The organism is Plantactinospora sp. A48, assembly GCF_055793945.1.
Genome location: NZ_JBTIXF010000034.1, coordinates 25,022 through 39,435, shown reverse-complemented (window position 1 = coordinate 39,435; position 14,414 = coordinate 25,022). Strand labels below are relative to the sequence as shown.

Genomic DNA, 14,414 nt, shown 5'->3' with positions numbered 1-14,414 from the left:
TCCCTTGCGGACTGGCGCACATCGCCCGTGACCGGGACCGCCGGCCCCGGTCACGGCCCGTGCGGATCAGGCGGAACGGTAGCGCGGGAACGCGCCGGCACCGGCGTACCGGGCGGCGTCGGCCAGTTCCTCCTCGATCCGCAGCAGCTGGTTGAACTTGGCCACCCGCTCGGACCGGGCCGGGGCGCCGGTCTTGATCTGACCGCAGCCCATCGCCACGGCGAGGTCGGCGATGGTGGTGTCCTCGGTCTCGCCGGACCGGTGGCTCATCATGGTCTTGAAGCCGGCCCGGTGCGCCAGGTCCACCGCCTCGAACGTCTCGGTCAGCGACCCGATCTGGTTGACCTTGACCAGTACGGCGTTGGCGGCGCTCTCGGCGATACCGCGGGCGATCCGCTGCGGGTTGGTGACGAACAGGTCGTCCCCGACGATCTGGATGCGCTCCCCCACGGAGGCGGTGAGGGACGTCCAGCCGCTCCAGTCGTCCTCCGCCAGCGGGTCCTCGATCGAGACGATCGGGTACGAGTCGAGCAGCTTGTGGTAGTACGCCGCCATGTCGTCGGCGGACTTGCCGGAGCCCTCGAACGTGTAGACCCCGTTGTCGAAGAACTCGGTGGCGGCCACGTCGAGCGCGAAGACGATGTCGCTGCCCACCCGGTAGCCGGCCTTCTCCACCGCCTCGGCGATCAGGTCGAGGGCCGCCGAGTTGGTCGGCAGGTCGGGCGCGAACCCGCCCTCGTCGCCCAGACCGGTGCTCAGGCCACGCTTCTTGAGCACCGACTTGAGCGCGTGGTACACCTCCACGCCGGAGCGCAGCGCCTCGCGGAAGGTCGGCGCGCCGATCGGCGCGATCATGAACTCCTGGATGTCGACGTTCGAGTCGGCGTGCGCGCCACCGTTGAGGATGTTCATCATCGGCACCGGCAGCAGGTGGGCGTTCGGGCCGCCGAGGTAGCGGAACAGGCTCAACTCGGCGCTGCCGGCGGCGGCCTTGGCCACGGCCAGCGAGACGCCCAGGATGGCGTTCGCGCCAAGACCCGACTTGTCGGCCGTACCGTCCAGGTCGAGCATCTTCTGGTCGATCAGGCGCTGCTCGCTGGCCTCGTACCCGATGAGCTGGTCGACCACCTTGTCCTCGATGTTGGTGACGGCCTTCTCGACGCCCTTGCCCTGGTAGCGGTCCTGATCGCCGTCGCGCAGTTCGAGCGCTTCGTACGCGCCGGTGGACGCGCCCGACGGCACGGCCGCCCGCGCCACGGTGCCGTCGTCCAGCCCTACCTCAACCTCGACGGTCGGGTTGCCGCGCGAGTCAAGGATCTCCCGGGCGACGATTCCCTCGATGGTGGCCACTGTGTCGCTCCTTGTTGTCGTGTCATGCGATCGCGGGCCGCGACGGCGCGGCCGAGGCACATCGCAGCGTATCGCCTCCGGTATCGGCCGCCGGCCGGTGCCCGGCAGATCCCGACCACCGGGTGGGCCGCCGGACCCGGCCCCTCGGGCGGCGCGGGAACACGTTTGCGCCGGCTTGACGTGATCGGTAAGGCTGACCGGTATGCCATCGGAGACCGCGGCGCCGGCCCGCGTGCTGGCGGGGGCGGTGGCCACCCTGGTGCTGCTGGCCGGCTGTCAGACCCTGGACGACGCCGGGAGTACCCTGCCCCGTGCCGATCTGGTCAACGACCTGGCGGCGAGGTTGGAGGCGTCCTCCGGGTTGACCTATTCGGCGACGTACGCGCTGCCGGACGGGGCGAACGGGACGATCTCCCAGGCGCAACGGCCGCACCGCACCGCGTACAGCTATCCGGGTGGCCGGACCACGGTCAGCGCCGACGCCCTGGCCCGGTGCGTGACCACCGGCGCCCGGCCGACCTGCACCCTCGATCCGCCGCCGCTGCCGGCGGACCGGCCGGCCATGCCGGCGATGGCCGCCGCCAACCGTGCCGGCCTGGCCACCCCGCCCGTGCTGATCTCACTGCTCACCGCCACCGCTCTGGACCAGGCGGCGGTGGTGGAGCAGCGGGACACCACGGTCGCCGGCCAGCACGCCACCTGCGTCACGGTGAAGCAGGTGGCGAACGCCGCGACGTCGAGCTTCGACGCCTGCGTGACCAGCGACGGGATCCTGGGCAGCTTCACCGGCGTGCTCGACGGCCGGTCGGTGGACACCGCGCTCAGCGAGTACCGGGCCGGGGTGGACGGCACCGCCTTCGACCTGCCGGCCGGCGCGGCCGTCCAGGACCACCGGGCCGGCGCACACTGACGACGACGCTCCCGGCCGGCGCCGCTTCGGGCCATCGCCGGTGTCGTTTCAGGCATGGCCGGCGTCGCTTCGTTGGGGGCGCTGTCACTTCGGGCCGTGGGCACCGTCCGGCCGGTCGTGCCGACCGGTTTCACCGCCGCCCGGCAGCGGCGGGATCAGGCCGCCTCGCCGGGCCGTCCGGGCCGGCCGGGAGCGACCCGGCGGTCGAGCAGTCCGCGGACCGGCAGGTCCGGCGCCGCGATCAGACCCCCGGCGGCGGACCGCAGCGCGCCGGGCAGCCCCGCGCAGCGCCGGATCAGTTCCGCGGTGGCTGCCGGGTCCTCGTCCAGCCGGTCGCTTCCGACGTACGCGGTGAGCAGCGCCCGCGCGGTGGTGGGCGGCAATGGCACCAGCCGCACCCGGCGCACCCCGTCGAGGGCGCCAAACGCCTCCGTCGAGGTCACTATGAGGGCGGACCCGGCCGCGACCGGGATCAGCGGTCGGACCTGCTCCGCGTCGGCGGCGCCGTCCAGGATCAGGAGAACGCTTCGGGTCGCCAGTACGGATCGGTACCGACCGAGCCGTTCCTCCAGGTGCTCCGGTAGCTCGTCGGCGGGCGTGCCGAGCGCCCGCAGGGCCCGGCCGAGCAGGTCGGCCGCGTCGTGCCCGGGACGATGGCCGAGATCCATCAGGATCTGACCCCTCCGGATACGCGGCGGCGAGCACGTGCCCGGCCCGGCTGGCCAACGCGGAGCGGCCGCTACCGGCTGGCCCGTACAACAGGACGGCGGTCTGCCGGGGCGGGCCGGCCGCGACGCCCGGACCGGCCGCACCCGAGTCGCGGTCGCCGGCGCCGGCCGGCCCGGCGGGAGTCAGTACGGACAGCACCGCCGCGAGTTCGGCGGCCCGCCCCACCAGCACCGCCGGATCCGGTGGCAGCTCCCGCGGGATCGTCGGTGGGCGTGGTCCGGGGCGAGCCACGATCGACGCGGCAGGCCCAGCCAGGGACGTTGCCGGCCCGGCCAGGTCGGGCGAGCGGTCCAGCACCGCCCGGTGCAGCGCCCGCAGTTCCGGGCCGGGGTCGACGCCGAGTTGCTCCCGCAGCACCGTGGTCACCTGGCGGTACGCCGTGAGCGCGGCCACGGTGTCGCCGTCCCGGTAGAGCGCCCGGATCAACTGGACCCAGGCCCGCTCCCGCAGTGGCTGGCGGCTCAGATGCTGTCGCAGCTCACCGATGACCAGCATGTCGGGTCCGCCCGTTCCCAGTCGGGCGTCCAGCAGGTCCTCGTACGCGCGCAGCCGGTCCTCGTCGAGACCCGACAGCCAGCCCTCCAGCAGGGTGCCCCGGGGCAGTCCGTCGCCGGCCGATCCGCGCCACAACGTCTGGGCCGCGGTCAGCTCGGCGGTGGCCCGCACCGGATCCGCGGCGAGCAGGGCGGCCCGGCCCGCCTCGGCGTGCCGCCGGAACACGGTCACGTCGAGTTCGTCGGCGGCCAGTTCGAGGCGGTACGTGCCGGCCCGGGACACGATCCGGTCGCCGAGGACGCGTCGTAGCGCCGCCACGTGGCTGCGCAGGTTGGCCACCGCGGACTCGGGCGGCGGCCCCGCCCAGACCATCGCGGCGAGCCGGTGCAGCGGGACCGGTCGGTTCGCCTCCAGCGCCAACCCGGTCAGCACGGCCCGTCGCTTGGCCGGACCCGCGTCGACAGGTCCGCGGGGACCGACAAGTTCCACGGCGCCGAGCAGGCGAATCTGCACGCCCATCGACCCTCACCCCCGTGTCACGGTCAGGGCCAACACTAGGAGCGTCAGATGATCCCCATCAATGGGTAGCCAGCCGATTACACCGTGAGGTATCTCGCCCGGCCGGACGGGGTGGCGGTGTAACGCGAGACGGCGCCAGATCGCTGCATTGCCGTAGCTCATGGCGACGGTCGACAATCCCCGAGCGGGTGACCCGGTCGCCTTGAACCGCGGTCGGGGCCGGGCGGGAGCGGTCCGGTCCCGACCGCACCAAGCGCTGCGACGGCGAATCGGCGTGGGACCGGGTTCGCGTCGCTGGATCACCGGCGGGCCACGCTCGCCGGAGTCTGTGGGGAGGCGACATGACCGAACCGGCCAGGTACGCGGTAGTCGAGTGCGTCGTTCGGGCACACCTTCCGAGCGGTCTGCTGGTCCGGCTGACCTCCGGCGAGGAGGGAGTCGTGGAGCGGACGCCCGTCGAAGACGCCCCGCTGGCCGACCTGCCGGCCGTGGGCAACGTGCTGCCCGCAGTCGTGCTGGGCCGGGCCACGGACGGCCGGTTGCGGCTGATCGGCCGTCCGTCGTACGTGTCGCTCGTGCGGTCGGCCACCGACCCGGAGGCCATGCTCGACGCTTGGAGTCGAGTCCGCGCCGCCGACGAGGCGTACACGGAGGCCACCCAGGAGCTTTTCGACGGGCCGGACGCCGCCGCGGTACTGCGGTGGGCCCTTGACCAACCCAACGGCTCCCCACACATCGGCTTCGCCCTGCGGGCCCTGCGGGAGGCACCGGCCGAACTCAAGTTCACCCTGGTCGAGGAGCTGATCCGGGCCTCCACCGAACAGCGGTACACCGCCGAGGTGCGGCAGGTGCTCGCCTCCATCAACCTCCCTCCGGACGAGCCGGGCTGGCACGCCGTGATCCCGCCCCGAACCATCAGCGGGGACTCGTTCGCTGGCACGGCCGGCAGCACCGGCCCTTGATGCCGACCCTTGCCCGCTTCTTGCCGCCGGGGCCCGGTTGACGCTATTGGTCACGCCGGTTAGGCGCAGTGATCAAAAGATCTGACGGTGAGTCACAGGGACATCACAAACGGTCGACTGACGTCATCAAAATGCATCAGGAAAACATTCCCCTTGGCGGAAACCCCCTGCGGTACGCCGGGTAGCGGAGACTCGTCCGGCAACACCAGGCGAGACTCATCGACCAGTTCGGGCCCCGCGTCGGCCAGGTGGTACAGGCTCACCACATCGAATCCGGAAGGCTTATCCCCCCTCCTCTTCGGCCATTCGTACCGGCCTAGGAGAAGCAGCTCGTCCCCCCGCCTCACGAGCCCCCACGGAGACTGGTTCCCAGTCGGCCAGAACCGAGTATCACCGGGTCCCCCGAGTTCAACGACCGAATTTCGCCAGTCGATCGCGGCGAGCCTGCCGACGGCCGAAACGTTGAGCGAGTAGCAGTGAAAACCCCGCTCATCCTCGTTTGCGTCCTTCGATAGAACCCACGAGAGATGGCCCTCCGGGGACCACCGGCAGATACCGGGAAGGAAGACGCCATCTTCGAGATCTGATCGCCCTGCGGTTGACGGCGGGACCCACCAGCCGGCCTGATCGCGGTAGCCGACCCAGAGGGCACCCTCGCCGTCGACAGCCAGATGAGAAAACTGGCTACCTACTGAAATGCCTCGGACGACCTTGCCCCCCTCGTCAGCCAGCCAGACGTTCTCCGCCAATTTCGGGGGACCCCCGTCGTCTCCAACACCGGCACCAATGGCACGGCTGGCGAAGACGTAGCCCTGTGGCCCGCGGTCGACGATGTCGGCGGCCTGAGGCAGGTCGGGCAGCGGCAACAGCCGCCCATCCAGCCAGACCGCCATGCCACGTCCCACCGCGAGATTGCGTCCCCCTCCCCCAGATTCGGCCACCGCCAGGTTCACGCTGGCCGGAGCCAGCAAGAAGATCTCCTTCCCCCAGAAGTCCAACCCGGCGTGCACTACTTTCCACGTATCGTCAATTGATGGGACCGGAACGTCTCGTAGAACATACATGACAATTCCCAAAGTTGATTGGTCCGATATTATCTACTTCCGGTACGCCATCCAGATCCTTCCGTCCGGCTTCACCACGATCTCGATGACGCTCGTCCGGCGATTACGGGCCCTCCCGATCTCGTTCCCCGGACCGTATTCGTATTGATGAGTGGACCTCCCATCAGGCCACGCCGGCGCCTACCCGGTCCGAACGCCTCCTTCACGACCCCTGATCGCCAAGATGCGTGCGTCCTCACCGGGAACGGTCGGTAACGGCTCTCCGCTGTACGCCGCTGGCGGCCACCATGCCAAGCAGCAGGGCAGACCCGAGCAGATGCAGTATCCGTACCCCCAGCGCGGCCACATCCCCCGCGGCCGGAAGGAACGGCAGCACGCCGAGGCCGACCGCCGTGGTACCGGCCGTGACCGACCAGAACACCGCAGGCTGGGCCGGTCGCCCCGCCAACCCATCTGGACGCCGCACGGTCGCCTGTGCCGCATCGGACTCGATGCGTCCCGCCACCCGCCCGGCCAGCCACAGCGCGACCAGTCCGCCGACGAGCGTGCTGAGCTGATCGGCCACCGTCCACCAGTACACCCCGGTGGCCTTGTGAAAGTCGACGCCAGTAAGCCTGCGCAACCAGCCATCCGTGTGAGTCAGGAAATCCCAGCAGACATGGGTGGCTGAGCCCAGAAGCGCCGAAGCGACCGTGACCCACCAGCGATGCCGACTCCGATCGAGCCCCGCGTATCCCCGCCATGGCCGGGGTAGGTACGCGGCGATCCGGGGCGCGCCGCGTCGAACCAGCCAGGCGTATACCAGTGCAGTCGGTAGGCACCACCAAAACAATCCGGCCGCCGAATGAGTATGCGAGGGCTCGACACCGGTGCCCCGAGCGACATAGCCAACATCCGGAGCGACTGCTCCGGCACACATCGCCACCCCGTCAAACCAGTGCGGGCGCAGCGACTTCAGCGGCAGCACCGCCGCCAGGTGCGACGGAAAGGTCAACGGCACGGCCTATCCTCACCCGGTAAAGGATCAACCACAACCAAGGACGGCAGCCGGCAACGCGCCCACCCCCTGGTTGCCCTCCGCAACATCGCTGTCGGCCTCCACGGCCTGAGTGGGGTGATCTCGTGTGCATCAAACTCTGAGCTGAAACAGCTGAGACCATGAGTGGGACTGGACTAGGCCGACCCCGGTCCGACCATCAGGAGAACCCGTTTGGACGGCACGATAAGTGATGGACCTTCCATCCACGTCTATCGTCCTCTCAAGGGGATTAACACCCGGCCCTGGATTGGGTACCGCCCGTTGATCGATATCCTTCAATGTCGCTGATGATCGACTGCTCGACTTGATCGGGAGTAAGGTTGGTCGTTCGAAGATCGGTGCCGCCGGACTGCGCGCGGTTGAACCCGTGACCGGTCTTCATTTGATAGGTGACTCCATCCGATTCCCACTCTCGGATGAGGTCCTTGTCCCCATCAGGGCGGCCATTCGTCTTCTTGATCTTCGGGCCGCCCCCAACCGGATTTCCGGAATTCGAAGGATTCTCCAAGCGTCCAGCGTCACTCACACCCTTCGAGATTCCATCGGCCATTGCGAAGATGCCCAGCCCAGCCACCAGGACACCACCACCACCAGCAAGGGCGGCGCCCGCCGCACAGCAGTGACGAGCGCACCCACTCCAGTGATGACGAGGGGCAAGGATACGCCGCATGCCGTCGCACCAGCCGCGATCATGCCAGCGCCGACATCTGTCGCAATCGCGCCCAAGGCCACCTCTGCGGCATCCATCGACAGATCCCTCAGGGCGTCCCCGTTGTGATCTACCCAGTTGGCCGCGGTCTCCGCCGCGTCGCATGCGTCCTGCCGAACTCGCCAGGAATCCCGGTACCCGCGGGACCGTCGCGCCAGGTTGGGCGGGCGCCGACCTAACCCGCGGATGTCAGAAGGCACAGGCTCATCTACGGTAATTGCGTGTCTGAGCGATGGTTGGCACTCACGGAAGCCGAAGTGTTGTCGTACGCCGGGGAGCAGTCAGAGATCTTCGGAACGGGGAACGTTACCTACGTAGTCGGCCCGAAGGCGACGCTCGTGATCATCGATGGTAGTGACCGACGCCAGGTCAGCGTGGTCAGGAATTTTGAGCGGATGGTACTTCGCAAGCCAATCCCCGCAGCCGCCGAAGATCGACTAGCCACATCCAAGCTGCCGATTCTTGGGTTCGCCCGAACCGCAGAGGGCCATGTCGCATTGGGGGAACTCCGACGGGGAAGGAGCCGATCGGGGGCAGTCAAGATCGACAGCGGACCAGGCCCACAGAACACCCGGCGAGTACTGACCTCCTACGAGTTGCGCTTCCCGAAGCGGCTGCCGTTCCATCTTCTGGATGAGGTACGACCGACTTTTCAGGAACCGCTACCGGACCTGAATTGGATGCAAAGCCTCCCGCACGCTCCCATTACAGCCTTTCAGCAGTTCGTCACCGGCTGGTACGCCGACGTCCCGCCAGCCACCGACACGGTCGACGAACCCCGCCACCCCCTGCCCGAGCCACTCGAAGCCTTCTATCGTGCCGCCGCCGGACGCCGGGAAGTACTCGGCTTGAACAACAGGATCCGTCTCGCCTCTGAACTGGACGACGAAGTCGATGGGATGGTGCTCTTCGGATCAGAGAATCAGGGCGGCTTTTACATGCTAATCAATCCCGCCGAAGCAGACCCGACCGTTCACTACGACGGACTCGAAGCTGGTCAGGAGCGCGAATCACTCAGCGGGTTCCTCCTCCAGTTCCTCCTCTGCGAAGCTTCATACTCAAGCCCCTTCACCGGCTACGCCGCCGTCACTCCCCACCAGGCACAACACCTTGTCGCACTGCTACAGCCCGTGCCCCTGCAGCCAATGCGTTGGACAGGCGATCCCACCCGCCACTATGTCGCCCCCGGCCTCGTCATTACGACCAGTGCCCTCGACTCCAACACCATCGAGGTCTACGCTGGCACCCGGCAGCGCTGCGCCCTTCACCCATTACGCGAGCCAGGCTTCACGTGGAAGAGCTTCGACGGCTGAGCAGCCGCTGCAATCGCGCGATAAATGCGTCTTATTCTGGTGGTGACATCTAGTTCGATCGAGTGAGAAGGTGGCCAAGGTTGGGCCCGCGAGTACGTACGAGCCCAACCTTGGCCGACTTGTGATGGCCAGACTGGCTATGCTGTCATCCAGTTTGGTGGCACTGGACAGTAGGCACGGAATCCCATCTCACACATCATGTCTGCACCTAAATCAGGATTAGACAACGCGGCAGCTCCCATGGCGATGTGATAGAGGTCGTTCAAAATACTGAAGGCGCCCGCAGCCATTCCCATGCCGCGCCCCACCCCTCCGGGTTCAGCCTCCATCCCTGGGATCGACTCCTGCTGATTACGCATGCTCCGCGGAACCGTCACCCGACAGGCCCAGGTAACCGAAGACCGTGGTCTTCTCCTTCGCCCCACCAGCGTCGGTCGTCTTCGACGCCGTCCGGTCCAGCGGATCGAACGCATACCGGGTAGTCGAGGTCGACCCACCCGAACCGAGCTTCCGGTTCTCCACCACATGGTCGAACCCGTCATACACATTCCGTTCGATGACGGTGCCGGCCGAGGTGACCGTGTCCAGCCGCCCGAACGGGTCGTAGTTGTACGACGCCGTCGCCCCACCGGTCACCGCCGTGAGCAGCCGGTTCCGGTCATAGTTGAAGGACGTGCTGACGTTCTTGACGGTCTGGCTCGTGACGTTGTTGTTCGCGTCGTGCACGTACGTCTCACTGCCGGCGCCGTCACCGGTCTTCGTAACCGCGGCCAGCCGGTCCCGCGGGTCGTACGTGAAGTCGCTGGTGGTGGTCAGATACGCGCCGTGGTTGTCGGCGTTCATCTTCCGGTTTGCCGTTCAGGTCGTAGCTAACGCGTCGTCCGACACCACCGTGGTGCCGTTGGACTTCTTCTCCACCTGGCTCTTCAGCAACCCGTCCAGGTAGTAGCCGTAGGTGACGACGTTGCCGTTGCCCTTGGTCTCGGTGTACCGCTCACCCCGATCCGTGTACGTGAACCGGGTGACCTTGGCTGCCGGATCCGACGCCGTCTTGCCGTTGGTCACCGTGTCGGGCAGGTTCCGCGCCTCGTACGTGTAGCCCGCGTACTGCCGATCATGGGTGGTGGTCTTCGGGGCGCCGTTCGGGTCGTACGTGAACGACGTCGTGTCGACCGTCGAGCCCGACTTCTGCTCCAGCACCTTGTCGACCTGGTTCAACCCCGTGTAGGTGACGGTGTAGGTGTCGATCCGGGTACCCGGTGACGAGTCGGTGATGCTGGTCAGGTTGGCGTTCGCGTCGTACCGGTAGCCGTAGTCGTGCTTCTCGCTGTCGGCCTCGCCGGTGTTGTCTCGGACCAGCTTGACCGCGTCCGCCACCACCGTGCCGGTGGCCTGGTCGGACAGGCTGACCTTCTGGGCGTTGCCCTCGGCGAAGCTGTACGAGCCGAGGCTCACCCAGGTGCCGGTGTTCGCCGTCTGGTTGACCGTCTTCGTCGCGGTGCCGCCGTTGTAGTTGACCGTGTACTTCGCGTCGGTGGCCGCCCCGGTGACCTGCGGGTACCACGCGTACACCTGGTAGGTGCCGGCCTGTGGCACGTTCAACTGCCAGGTGTATACCGACGAGCCGGTGCCCGCCGCGTGGGTGGCGTAGTCCGGGCCGTACCTGCCGGTCGCGGTGGTCGCCGCCGGCCAGGTGCCGGTGGCCGAGGTGTTGTTGAAGTCGGAGTTGTTGACCAGCACCACCTGCTTGCCGACCGGCACCCCGGCAGCTCACCATGCGACGGATCACGGACGGCGGGCCGCGTACCGACCGGCCGCGCCGCTAACCGGTCAGCAGGGTGCGCAGGTGCCGGGGCGGCGGCGAGCCGTGCGCCAGCATGGCGTCGTGCCACCGCCGGAGCGGGACGTCCGCCGGCCGGGCCGCCGCGATCCCGGCCACCTCGGTGTAGCCGACGAAGTACGTCGAGAGCTGGGTGGCGGTGAGCAGTGCGCGGCGCCACTTGCCGGCCGCCTCGCCCTCCTCCTGGAAGCCCCGCCCGGTCATCAGCGCCATCCCGTCCGCCTCGGTCAGCCCGTCACAGTGCACCGACTGGTCGAGGATCGCGTTGATGGTCATCCGGAGCTGCATCTTGAGTTGCTGGAGCCGGATCGCCAGGCCACCGAACCCGTTGTCGACCATCATCTCCTCGGCGTACACGGCCCAGCCCTCCACGAACGGGCCGGAGCGGCCCAGCGCCCGGACCCGGCTGCTGCCCCGGTAGCGGCGCGAGTGGGCGAGTTGGAGGAAGTGTCCGGGCATCGCCTCGTGGACGGTCAGGTTGCGCACCATGTGCTGGTTGTACTCGCGGTAGAACGAGTCGACCCGGTCCGCCGGCCAGTCCGCCGGAGTGGGCGCGATGCAGTAGAACGTCGGCACCCGCGCCGGCTCCAGCGGGCCGGGCGGATCGCAGTAGGCGACGGCCACCCCGCGGGCGAACTCCGGCATCTCCGTCACCACGCACGGGTCGTCCACCAGCGAGACCAGGTCGTGTTCCCGGACGAAGTCGGTGGTCTCGGTCAGGGTCAGCTCGGCCAGCGGCACGATGGACTCGTTGTCCGGGCGCTGTTCCGCGAGCCGGTCCAGGGCCCGGCGTACCGTCTCCGGGGTTGCCGGGCCACCGACCAGCGCGACGGCCGCCTCGGTGATCTCCTCGGTCACCCGGTCCAGGTTCTCCCGGGCGCGGTCCAGCACCTGACCGGCGGACAACTCGGTGTCCAGGGTGTGCCACAGCCGCGCCTCCCAGAGCCGCCGGCCCAGCCGGGGATCCCGACCCGGCCCGGTCTCGGACCGCAACCGCCCGCGCAGCCAGTCGGCGAAGTCGTCCAGCTGCCGGACGGCCGTCTCGGCGACCGGTTCGACCGTGGCCCGCAGGGCCGGCGCCTCGGCCAGCAGTCGGGGCAGCTCCGCGCGAACCAGCGAGGCCGTCCCGGCGAACTGTCCGACCGCGGTCTCCAGGTGGATCCGCGGTACGTCGGTGAGCGTGGCCCGCGCGGTGGCGAGCGCGTCGGGGACCGCGCCGAGCCGGCCGGTCAGGCTGGTCAGCCGGGCCTCCGCCGGGGCGAACGGCCGGTCCAGCAGCGCGTGCAGCAGGACGCCGGGATTGTGCACCAGCGGGTTCCACTGGTACGACCGCACCTGCGTCGACTCGAAGAGGCTGCGGTCCACCAGCGCGGACAGCATGGCGTGGTCCACCCGCTCCGCCGGGTCGAGCGCCTCGGCGTCCACCTCGGACAGCGCGTTGGCGGCGTCCACCAGCATCGCCGCGTCGGCCGCCACGGCCGAGTCGGACAGGTCGGGCAGCCGGTCGTCGAACCGGTGGTCCCCGGCGCCGGCCGCCAACTCCGGCCGGCTCGCCAGCAGCGCGTCCACGATCCGCTCGGCGAGCGGGACGAAGTCCTCCATCAGCCGACCCTACCGGCCGCGCTCCCCCAGTCCACCGCCTACCGCCCGCGCCGCGTCAGGTCCCGCCCGGCCTCAGGTCCCGCCCCGAGCCAGGTCCCGCCCGGCGGGGATCACCGGGACGGGGGGCCGGGCTCGGCGGCGCGCACGGCGTCCGCGTAGGCCAGGGTGACGCCCCGCAGCGCCGACTCGGCGTCCAGCCCGGCGGCGCGGGCCCGCGCGACGACCGCGAGCAGTTCCGCACCGAGCCGCCGGTGCGCCTCGTCGGGCAACACCCCCGGCGTGGGTACGGCCACCGCACCGTCCGGCTCCGGCAGCGGTACGTCGAGCCCGGCCCGCGTTGTCCGTTCGAGGATCTTCGCGGCCAGGGCCAGTGCCGGCTGGCTGGGCGCGATCCCGTCCAGCACGGAGCCACGAGCCTTCTCGGTGCGCTTGATCCGCTCCCAGTTCTCGGTGATCTCCTCGACGGTGCCGACCTCCGCGCCCGCGAAGACATGCGGATTGCGCCGGATCATCTTCGCCACCAGCCCACCGGCGACGTCGTCCACCGTCCAGCGCTCCTCGGCGGGCAGTTCCTCGGCGAGCCGGGCGTGCAGCACGACCTGGAGCAGCACGTCGCCCAGCTCATCACGCAACGCGGCCAGGTCGCCGGTGAGGATCGCCTCGTACGCCTCGTACGCCTCCTCGAGCAGGAACCGCGCCAGCGTCTGGTGCGTCTGCTCCCGCTTCCACGGATCGCCGCCGGGCGAAGCCAACCGGTCCAGCACCGTCACCACATCCAGCAACCGGGCGCCGGGCGGGTCCCACGAGCCGTACAACAGCTCCAACTCCGCGAGCCCGGGCTCCCGGGCCAGCCGCAGCCCCAGCTCACGGGCCAGGGTCTCGTCACCCGCCGGTCCGGCCAGCCACACCGCCGTACCCCGCTCGGCGGCCCCGGCCAGCAGTTCAGCCACGGGATCCGCCCCGACGAGCCGGACCTCGGCGCCCGCCGCGCGCAGCGCCGTGGTCCACTCGCTCTCGGCGTCCGCCAGCACCAGCCCGGCCCGTACGGCGTCCCAGGCCGCGGCCGTCAGCAACCCGGCGGGCAGCCGGGGCGAGGTGACCAGCAGGACGACGCGGGCCCGCCCGGTCACGGCGCGGGCGTGCCGCTCGGCTGCGTCGTCACGGGCAGGTTCGTCACCGCGTCCGAGCCTCCGTCACCCAGCGGCACGCTCACCGCCGGCACGCGGCCGGTGAAGGAGAGCAGTGGGAAGTCCAGCGGCCGGTACCTCGGGTTCACCGTGATCTTCGCGTCCTTGACCGCGTCCGCCAGGGCCCGCTTCTGGGCCAGTGCCCCCCGCAGCTGATCGCCGTCGAGCTGGGCGGACGCCTCCTGGGTCGACACCTCGGCCGGAATCACCCCGGCGGTCTTGCCCGCTGCGACCAGATCGGCCAACTCCTGCTGGCTCGGTTCGACCGGCGGCGGGGTGGGCACCCCGGAAAGGCAGGTGTACAGCTCGGCGAGCTGCTGCGCGTACCGGGAACCGGCCGGCAGGTCGAGCTGCCCGGCCACCTGGTCGGAGCTGACCTGGACCTTCGACTGGTATCCCTTGGCGGCGGAGACCCGCTGGCAGGCATCCCGCAGCACCAGGGCGCTCACCACCTGGATCCGCTCCGGGACCCGTGCCCCCTGAGCCGGTGCCTGCGGATCCTGGCCGGAGGCCGGCGCCGACGGTGGACCGCCGGCACGCTGCTTCAACTCGTCCAATACCTGGTCCACGGCATTTTCGGTGATCCGTTGATCCCCGACGTACGCGGCGACGGCTGGGTCGGTGCGGCAACCGGACAGGGCGGTGACGCCGAGCACGGCGACGGCCGTGATCGACAGGAGACGACGAGCACGCAT

13 protein-coding genes and 1 pseudogene are annotated in these 14,414 nt (G+C 69.5%); 3 read left to right on the top strand and 11 right to left on the bottom strand.

Going from position 1 to position 14,414, the window contains the following annotated elements:
• Positions 1-66 precede the first annotated feature (66 nt).
• Positions 67-1,350, bottom strand: a complete 1,284-nt coding sequence (gene eno / locus ACXN5W_RS18380) for a phosphopyruvate hydratase (RefSeq protein ID WP_473159543.1) — start codon at positions 1,348-1,350, stop codon at positions 67-69.
• Between the two features lie 202 nt (positions 1,351-1,552).
• On the opposite strand from eno, the gene ACXN5W_RS18375 reads away from it, so the two are divergent.
• Positions 1,553-2,260 (top strand): hypothetical protein, encoded by a 708-nt coding sequence (locus tag ACXN5W_RS18375; protein WP_473159542.1) that lies wholly within the window; start codon positions 1,553-1,555, stop codon positions 2,258-2,260.
• A 155-nt stretch (positions 2,261-2,415) separates the two neighbouring features.
• Here the strand turns inward: ACXN5W_RS18375 and ACXN5W_RS18370 are convergent, their stop codons facing one another.
• Positions 2,416-2,928: a hypothetical protein gene (locus ACXN5W_RS18370; RefSeq protein ID WP_473159574.1), complete on the bottom strand. Its 513-nt coding sequence runs from the start codon at positions 2,926-2,928 to the stop codon at positions 2,416-2,418.
• A gap of 412 nt (positions 2,929-3,340) precedes the next feature.
• Positions 3,341-3,856 (bottom strand): annotated as a pseudogene (locus tag ACXN5W_RS18365) (AfsR/SARP family transcriptional regulator); the annotation flags it as partial.
• A 488-nt stretch (positions 3,857-4,344) separates the two neighbouring features.
• On the opposite strand from ACXN5W_RS18365, the gene ACXN5W_RS18360 reads away from it, so the two are divergent.
• Complete coding sequence (locus tag ACXN5W_RS18360; RefSeq protein ID WP_473159541.1) at positions 4,345-4,965, top strand: hypothetical protein; 621 nt, start codon at positions 4,345-4,347, stop codon at positions 4,963-4,965.
• Between the two features lie 92 nt (positions 4,966-5,057).
• Here ACXN5W_RS18360 and ACXN5W_RS18355 read toward each other — a convergent pair whose 3' ends face one another.
• The 3 genes from ACXN5W_RS18355 to ACXN5W_RS18345 all read right to left on the bottom strand — a co-directional run bounded on the left by ACXN5W_RS18355 (position 5,058) and on the right by ACXN5W_RS18345 (position 7,642).
• Entirely contained in the window at positions 5,058-6,029 is a 972-nt protein-coding gene (locus ACXN5W_RS18355; protein WP_473159540.1) for a hypothetical protein, read from the bottom strand.
• Positions 6,030-6,264: 235 nt separating this feature from the next.
• On the bottom strand, positions 6,265-7,029 hold the full coding sequence (locus tag ACXN5W_RS18350; RefSeq protein WP_473159539.1) for a DUF4184 family protein: 765 nt from the start codon (positions 7,027-7,029) through the stop codon (positions 6,265-6,267).
• A gap of 268 nt (positions 7,030-7,297) precedes the next feature.
• Positions 7,298-7,642 (bottom strand): hypothetical protein, encoded by a 345-nt coding sequence (locus tag ACXN5W_RS18345; protein WP_473159538.1) that lies wholly within the window; start codon positions 7,640-7,642, stop codon positions 7,298-7,300.
• A gap of 356 nt (positions 7,643-7,998) precedes the next feature.
• Here ACXN5W_RS18345 and ACXN5W_RS18340 point away from each other — a divergent pair, with 356 nt between their 5' ends.
• Positions 7,999-9,090, top strand: a complete 1,092-nt coding sequence (locus ACXN5W_RS18340; RefSeq protein ID WP_473159537.1) for a hypothetical protein — start codon at positions 7,999-8,001, stop codon at positions 9,088-9,090.
• Between the two features lie 351 nt (positions 9,091-9,441).
• On the opposite strand, the gene ACXN5W_RS18335 is transcribed toward ACXN5W_RS18340, so the two are convergent.
• From ACXN5W_RS18335 to ACXN5W_RS18315, 5 genes are all read right to left on the bottom strand, one after another.
• Positions 9,442-9,933, bottom strand: coding sequence for a hypothetical protein (locus ACXN5W_RS18335; RefSeq protein WP_473159536.1), 492 nt, complete (start codon positions 9,931-9,933; stop codon positions 9,442-9,444).
• 15 nt (positions 9,934-9,948) lie between these two features.
• The gene (locus ACXN5W_RS18330; RefSeq protein WP_473159535.1) at positions 9,949-10,851 is read right to left on the bottom strand and encodes a golvesin C-terminal-like domain-containing protein; all 903 of its coding nucleotides are present in this window, start codon (positions 10,849-10,851) and stop codon (positions 9,949-9,951) included.
• A gap of 61 nt (positions 10,852-10,912) precedes the next feature.
• Positions 10,913-12,532, bottom strand: a complete 1,620-nt coding sequence (locus ACXN5W_RS18325; RefSeq protein WP_473159534.1) for a DUF885 domain-containing protein — start codon at positions 12,530-12,532, stop codon at positions 10,913-10,915.
• Positions 12,533-12,642: 110 nt separating this feature from the next.
• A complete protein-coding gene (locus ACXN5W_RS18320) occupies positions 12,643-13,662 on the bottom strand; it encodes a nucleoside triphosphate pyrophosphohydrolase (protein ID WP_473159533.1) in 1,020 nt (339 codons plus the stop codon).
• The gene (locus tag ACXN5W_RS18315; RefSeq protein ID WP_473159532.1) at positions 13,659-14,414 is read right to left on the bottom strand and encodes a hypothetical protein; all 756 of its coding nucleotides are present in this window, start codon (positions 14,412-14,414) and stop codon (positions 13,659-13,661) included. Before ACXN5W_RS18315 ends, ACXN5W_RS18320 begins: the two co-directional genes overlap by 4 nt.

What these genes read in the sequence shown, in the direction of transcription:
- ACXN5W_RS18375 (WP_473159542.1), top strand. Translation starts at nt 1,553, where the DNA reads ATGCCATCGGAGACCGCGGCGCCGGCCCGCGTGCTGGCGGGGGCGGTG.
- ACXN5W_RS18370 (WP_473159574.1), bottom strand. Translation starts at nt 2,928, where the DNA reads ATGGATCTCGGCCATCGTCCCGGGCACGACGCGGCCGACCTGCTCGGC.
- ACXN5W_RS18360 (WP_473159541.1), top strand. Translation starts at nt 4,345, where the DNA reads ATGACCGAACCGGCCAGGTACGCGGTAGTCGAGTGCGTCGTTCGGGCA.
- ACXN5W_RS18355 (WP_473159540.1), bottom strand. Translation starts at nt 6,029, where the DNA reads ATGTATGTTCTACGAGACGTTCCGGTCCCATCAATTGACGATACGTGG.
- ACXN5W_RS18335 (WP_473159536.1), bottom strand. Translation starts at nt 9,933, where the DNA reads ATGAACGCCGACAACCACGGCGCGTATCTGACCACCACCAGCGACTTC.
- ACXN5W_RS18325 (WP_473159534.1), bottom strand. Translation starts at nt 12,532, where the DNA reads ATGGAGGACTTCGTCCCGCTCGCCGAGCGGATCGTGGACGCGCTGCTG.
- ACXN5W_RS18315 (WP_473159532.1), bottom strand. Translation starts at nt 14,414, where the DNA reads ATGCGTGCTCGTCGTCTCCTGTCGATCACGGCCGTCGCCGTGCTCGGC.